We start from the raw sequence: 5,859 nt of genomic DNA on the forward strand, positions 1-5,859 counted from the left end.
CACTTGTCGTCGCTGTTGCCATCGGTGCCGATACGGTTGCACGGAATGATCGTGAAGCCGCCGAACATCGAGACCTCACCGGAGACCAGCGGCTTGACCGCGTTGAAGTCAGCCGACGAAATCTTGGTGTCCTGCAGAAGCGACTTGATCTGCCGCGCGTTGACCACGAGGTACTTTTCCTCGTCCGGGTCCACGTCGTTCTGACCCAGCAGCTTCGCAGCCTCGAGGATCTTGGCGACGTTGAGGCCGCAGTCATCGGCGGAGACGCCCGGCCAGCGCACCTGCACGTCCACGGTCATGTTCGAGTCGTAGGAGGTCGAAGTAGACCCATCCACGCCCGTGTAGGCCGTGCCGTCAGCAGCAGCGATGATCAGATCGTCCATGGCGCGGCCCATGGCCATCGAAGCGGCGGACGCATAGGGCGACGCCGGGTCGATGAGCATACGCACGCGATCCTCGTGATCGATCAGGTCGGCCCAGTCATACGACTGGAGGCTCACCCTGCGCCGTGCGTGCGGGGTGTCCATGCGCGGCGTGTCAGCGTGCCGCGAGGTGCGGACGCGGGCGGCCGTGCTGCCGATCTGCTCGTAGAACGCATTCTTACCAGTGACCGACTCGACGCGGCAGGCACGCCGCAGCTTCGAGGTCTTCTGCTGGGTCAAGTGGTACACGTTAGCCTTGTACTGCTCGACCATAGCAGTCGTGATCTGGGTGCTCATTGCCCCATTCTCCTTCATCACGAATTGCTGTTTTGGGTTTGGTCGAACGCGGGTGTCCGCTGGAGCGCGGGCCGTTTTCTTCGCTTACCGCCCGATCGGCGACTCACGCGGTTGCCGGGCGGCTAGGCCGGTATCCGGTCTTTGGCAGTACGCTTGCGGGGTGTGGTTGTCTTGGCGGGCTCTTGCGAGGTATCCGCAGCCATGACCCAGGCAAGCAGAGCCTCGGCGCGCTTTGTGACCGTGACCAGATCGGGATTCGCGATGTCCCGTGGCCAGGCCAGCTTCAAGCACTCGAGGCGGATCATGTGATCGTCGCTCATGCGCCGTGGCGCTTCTGCGTCAGCGACCAGAGCTCTTTCACATGATGATCGTGGGCGGGATGGTTGCTGTCATACAGCGCCGCATGGTTGCGTGCGCGATAATCGGCAATGCTCCGCTCGATGTCTTCGGGCATCGGCGCGGTCGGCGCGCTCGGCCCTCGCAGCCGGGACTCACCAACGAGGCGATCGCCGATGCGTGCGAACATGTCGATGAACACCGGATCGTTGCCGAGTCCGGTAGAGGTCAGCTTCGCCCGCACCTCTTCGGTTGCGAACGTGCTCATGGCCGCGCGTGCCTTGGCCACCTCGGCCTCGTAGGTCGAGCCCTTGGCGCGACGATAGTTGCGCTCGGCTTCGGCCTTGGCTTCGGTCATGGCGACTTGGCCTTGGACGTACCGTTCGAGCTGATCCTTGACGAACGAGTCGTGGAGGTTCTGCGCCTGCTTCTGGCTGAGCCCGTTGGCGAACGCCCAATTGCGGAACGACTGGCTGGCTTCCTCTTGATAGAAGCCCTCCGGTGCGCTGGCCGGCACCTCGAACTCGTACTTGTCCGCCGACTCCGGCCGGCCGCTGGCGGCATACCAGCGATCCCAGCCTTCCTGATCGTTCTCGTCGCGCGGCTTCGGCACCTTGTCGCCGCCGAGCAACTTGCTCAGATTGACGTGGCTTTTCGCGAACCCGTCCAGGGTATCGTACTTGCCGATCGTCGGATCATCGCGGAGCTCCGGCGAGAGATGCTGCCGCCAGTCGAACGTGCCATCGCCGGCCTTGGGCTCGTCGGCCTTTGGTGCGGCCGGTGCCTCGGCGGGTTTCTCGGCAACCGGCGCCTCCGCGCCCGGATCCCCCTCGTCCTTGTAGTCGTCAAGTCCCTCAGTCAGAAGCGTGTCACCTTCGCCGCTCATTGCCACAATTCCCCTTGTCCATAGAGACCATCAAACTGCCGCGCTTCCACGGTTGCCCTCTCCGGGAAGTCGGACGGTCGGAGGTCCAGCATTTTTGTGATGTGAAGCCCAACCTCGCGCCGGCCCTCGCAGCGCGCCAACTCGAACGCCTCATTCGTCGGGTGAGGCGAGTACACGCCACAGAACATCATCAGATCGGCGATCACCGCCTTGCCCTCGGGGCTTGCCGCGATGCTTCGCCATGCCTCCGCCACCGCCAACTGTCCGCGTGCGGAGGTCCGCTTTCGTGGTGCCATGCGATCCTCGTGCCAGATGGAACGGCAAAACCCCTCCGACGAAATCACTGGATTTCGCCGGTTTTGCCGCTCACAAAATCAATGACTTACTGCTGTAGCCCCGCCAGAAGCCCTTCGAGCTCCGCTTGCGCGTCCTCGGGCGGGTTCTGTTCAAGCTCCGCGTCGCGCGCCGCCTCGCCCGCGCCGGTCGGTACGCCTCCGGTTGGCAGTCCCATGGCGCTCGCGCCCGGTGCGCCTCCGGTCATGGCCTGGATCATCTGGTTGATATCCACGCCGCCACCGGCCTGGGCATCCGCGAGGTTCTTCAACGCCCGCGTGCCCTGCTCCGCCGCGCCGGTCATCGGGCCAGCAAGCTGGGCCATCTGCCCCGCCTGGCCCATCTGGGCCGCCTGCGCCATCTGTTCCTCGTCCGCAAGAAGCTCGGGATCATTGTTGAACATGTCCCACAACCTGCGGTAGGTCTTGTTGATGTCCTGGTTCTCCATGATCACCTTGCCGGCGATCTCCGGGCCGAACATCCCGAGCATCTGCCACACCTGCACCATGCCCTGCGCTTCCGTCTGGCGCTGGGCCATGGCCAATGGTGACACGTATTCGACCGTGAACTCTTTGCCCTGGATTTCATCGGGCGGACGCGGCAAGCGATCCTCGCGCGTCAGGATGCCGAACACCCGCGTGATCAGCGGCCCCAGCATTTCCGCTTCCAGCCGGCCAACCACCGGACCCAGCAGCCGCATACGCTCCTGCGTGCGCTGCATGACTTCGGTTGCCGTCATGTCCGCGTCCGTCGAGAACTGCAACACGTCCACGTAGAAGCTCGACCGGATACGGTTTCTGACGCCTTCCATCATCTCGAAGGTGATCGGCAGCTTGTCGCTGGTCGGCAACGGGAATATCTCGCGCTGCCCCCGATAGAAATTGAGCCCGCCCGGTACTGTCCGGACAGGCCCCACCATGCCATCATCGGGCACAAACAGCGGCGGGTCCGCCACCTTCTGCCCCGCCTTGATCACCGTCAGGCTCATGGCCTGCAACATCTTCACATCACTGAGCGCCGTCATGGCCGGCGAGCGGCCATAGCACTCTCCGGAAATCTTGCTCCAACGCGGCACAAGGAACGGAAACTCAGGGAAACCGCCAGTTTCCAGCTCGTGCTCGCACTCGTGCTCGAAGTAGCAAGAGGCCCACGGCATGTTCTGCCGGTCCATCTTGCCGTATTCGCGTTCCTCGCGCGGATAGACCACATGGATGATCTTGATCTTTTCATCCATGAACCCTTCGTCGTACCGCTCGCGCACCTTGTCGGACACCGTGTCGATGCCCCATTCCTGCACCGCCTGCCGGATCGTCTGCTCGAAGCAGCGGAATACTGTGTCCACCTGCCCCCAGTAGTTTTCCGCGATCAGGCATTCGTTGAGCGTCCGAGACTGGAACCGCAGCGATCCCTCTTCGGTTGTGCTCACGAACAGGATCGACGTTCCGAACGCCGTCAGGTCCAGATACGCCTCGTGCAACGCCGTCGTGAAGTTCGTGCCCGGCGAATACAACGCCTGCCACATCTGCCGCTCAACCGCAGATAGATACGACTGCACCGCTGGCGTATCGTTCAGATCGTCGTCCGCCACCCGCAGCGAGAACCACTTGCTCGCCGGGTTCGTCGCCATCCCGTGCAGGCCAGCCGCCAGAATCTCGTTCGATTGGATTCCAGTGGGATCATAGACCCGCTGCATCCGCTTCTCGCCCGGCGTCCGATACCCTGTGAAGCCCACGCGACGCGGCGAGCAATGGGTGGCGATATCCTCCCAATGCTCCTCCCACGTGCCGCGATCGGCCTTCAGCCAGTCATACCGGCGCTTCAAGCGCTCGATGTCTTTCGACGATCCCTTGCGCTTCTCGCCCTTGGGCTTGTCGTCGTCCGGCATGTCCTTGGCCATGGGTTACGCACCCAGCGTCGGCTTGAACGTCGGTGCCGCGCCCTGCACGCCCAGCGCGCTCGTCTTGATCGAGCCCTCGAGCCCGCCCTTCTGAGCCGCTGCCGTCTGCCGGCGACGATCCGCCAAGCCCTGCAACTCGCCCTCGCGCTCCGTTGGAGGCGGCGGCGGTGCCTTGGGCTCAGGCGGCTTGCTTGCCTTTGCGAAGCACATCTCAATACGTCCCCGAAATCGTGCCAGGCGTGGTGGCCGGAGCCGTCCCACCCAGCGAGCCAATGGGAGAACCAGCCTGGTCAGCGGCCGGCTGCGCGCCCGTCCGGCGCGTGTCCAGATTCGCCGTGTCGTACCAGGTCGGCTCAGGCTTGGCCGGCGCAGGCGCCACCGGCTGAGTCTCTTGCTTCTTGCTCTTACCGAAACAGATCTCACACCTCCCGCGCCCGCAGGCGCTTGGCTAAAGTCGCTCGAATTGTCAGGGAAACTCAGACGCTCGCGCGGCCCATCGCAACGTGATCGTTCACGCCCGCGACCCACGAAAATCGCACATACTCCGATCCGTCCTTGCCGTACTTCAACAGCCGCACTTCCTCGCGCCCGCCCATCGCACGGATGAACTTGTGCGCTTCCTCGTGCTCGACGTGGCTATCGGCCTGCAGCCGATGACCCCACCCGTTGACCAGCAAATCCCGGAGCTCGTGACGCGCCCACCGCATCATCGCAAAGGCAACGTGCGGAAACTCGTCCGTCCCGAACATCACCATCTCCCACATGCGCGGCCAGGACTCGAACATCCCAACCACACCCGCAGGCCGACCCTGATACCACGCGATCCGCGCCCGGCCCTGCGGCAGCACCCACGCCGCCTCACTCGCCAGTCGCACCGGGTTGTCATGTGGCCGAAGATTGTAAATCTCCCGCGCGTCCCGCGCCCGTAGCCGCAGGCACACGTAGAGCAATGATGTCTCATCGACCGGCGTCAGCATCCCCCCTCACCACGGCCGATAGTCGTCAATCCCACTCGTCGCCTGCCGGTTCCCACGCCGTTCCTCGTCCCTCACGAAATCAGGCGTTCCAACCGCAAACGGGTCATAGTCCACCGTCGCCAGCACCGGACGATGCACCGACCCAGCATAGTCCCCACCCGCGAACGTCAGGCAGAACGCATCCGCCTTGTTCGGCGAGCGAAACCCCCGCTTCTTCATCTCGTCCTTGGACTCGACCTTGATCTTGCCCGAGCTCTCAAGCCGATACTTCGGCTGCACCAGCTCCGCAATCAGCCCGTCATCCTTCGGCAGCCGTACCGCCATCGACACGAACCAATCCCGCGCCTTGAACCACAATTCGTCCCGCTGCCGCATATACCGCGCCGGGTCCGTCGCTGCCGCCTCACCCACGTTGATGCCCCGTACCGGGTAGCCAAGCTCCCGTAGCCGGTCCACCACGCCGCCACCCAAGCCAATCACGTCCACGTTGATCGCCCCAGGCCGGTCCGCAACCGGCGTCTCGTCATACTCCCGAGCCACCCGCCCCACCGTCTGCATCAAGTCGAGCTTGCGCCATTCCTTCACAGGCTCGAGAAGCCCAGACCCGCGACGCTTGGCCAGCGCCGTGCTGTCATCCCCGAACCGCGCAACGTCCAGACCCCATACGATCGCCTTGTCGCTGTCGCCCACAGGCCGGCCCACCGCAGCCTC

The 5,859-nt window shown here is 64.0% G+C and carries 8 protein-coding genes; all 8 read right to left on the reverse strand.

Going from position 1 to position 5,859, the window contains the following annotated elements:
- On the reverse strand, nucleotides 1–671 hold a 671-nt coding region (locus KDH09_18220; protein MCB0221638.1), incomplete at its 3' end, for a hypothetical protein.
- Between the two features lie 170 nt (nucleotides 672–841).
- On the reverse strand, nucleotides 842–1,039 hold the full coding sequence (locus KDH09_18225) for a hypothetical protein (protein MCB0221639.1): 198 nt from the start codon (nucleotides 1,037–1,039) through the stop codon (nucleotides 842–844).
- Nucleotides 1,036–1,941 (reverse strand): hypothetical protein, encoded by a 906-nt coding sequence (locus KDH09_18230; protein MCB0221640.1) that lies wholly within the window; start codon nucleotides 1,939–1,941, stop codon nucleotides 1,036–1,038. Before KDH09_18230 ends, KDH09_18225 begins: the two co-directional genes overlap by 4 nt.
- Nucleotides 1,938–2,237 (reverse strand): hypothetical protein, encoded by a 300-nt coding sequence (locus KDH09_18235; protein MCB0221641.1) that lies wholly within the window; start codon nucleotides 2,235–2,237, stop codon nucleotides 1,938–1,940. Before KDH09_18235 ends, KDH09_18230 begins: the two co-directional genes overlap by 4 nt.
- Nucleotides 2,238–2,323: 86 nt before the next feature.
- Nucleotides 2,324–4,171 carry a hypothetical protein gene (locus tag KDH09_18240; GenBank protein ID MCB0221642.1) on the reverse strand — a complete coding sequence of 616 codons (1,848 nt, stop codon included), beginning with the start codon at nucleotides 4,169–4,171 and terminating at the stop codon, nucleotides 2,324–2,326.
- Nucleotides 4,172–4,174: 3 nt separating this feature from the next.
- A complete protein-coding gene (locus KDH09_18245) occupies nucleotides 4,175–4,381 on the reverse strand; it encodes a hypothetical protein (GenBank protein ID MCB0221643.1) in 207 nt (68 codons plus the stop codon).
- 266 nt (nucleotides 4,382–4,647) lie between these two features.
- Nucleotides 4,648–5,148 (reverse strand): hypothetical protein, encoded by a 501-nt coding sequence (locus KDH09_18250; protein ID MCB0221644.1) that lies wholly within the window; start codon nucleotides 5,146–5,148, stop codon nucleotides 4,648–4,650.
- Between the two features lie 6 nt (nucleotides 5,149–5,154).
- Nucleotides 5,155–5,859, reverse strand: a 705-nt coding sequence (locus KDH09_18255) for a hypothetical protein (protein MCB0221645.1), incomplete at its 5' end; no start/stop codon positions are given.

The organism is Chrysiogenia bacterium, assembly GCA_020434085.1.
Taxonomy (GTDB): Bacteria; JAGRBM01; JAGRBM01; order JAGRBM01; family JAGRBM01; genus JAGRBM01.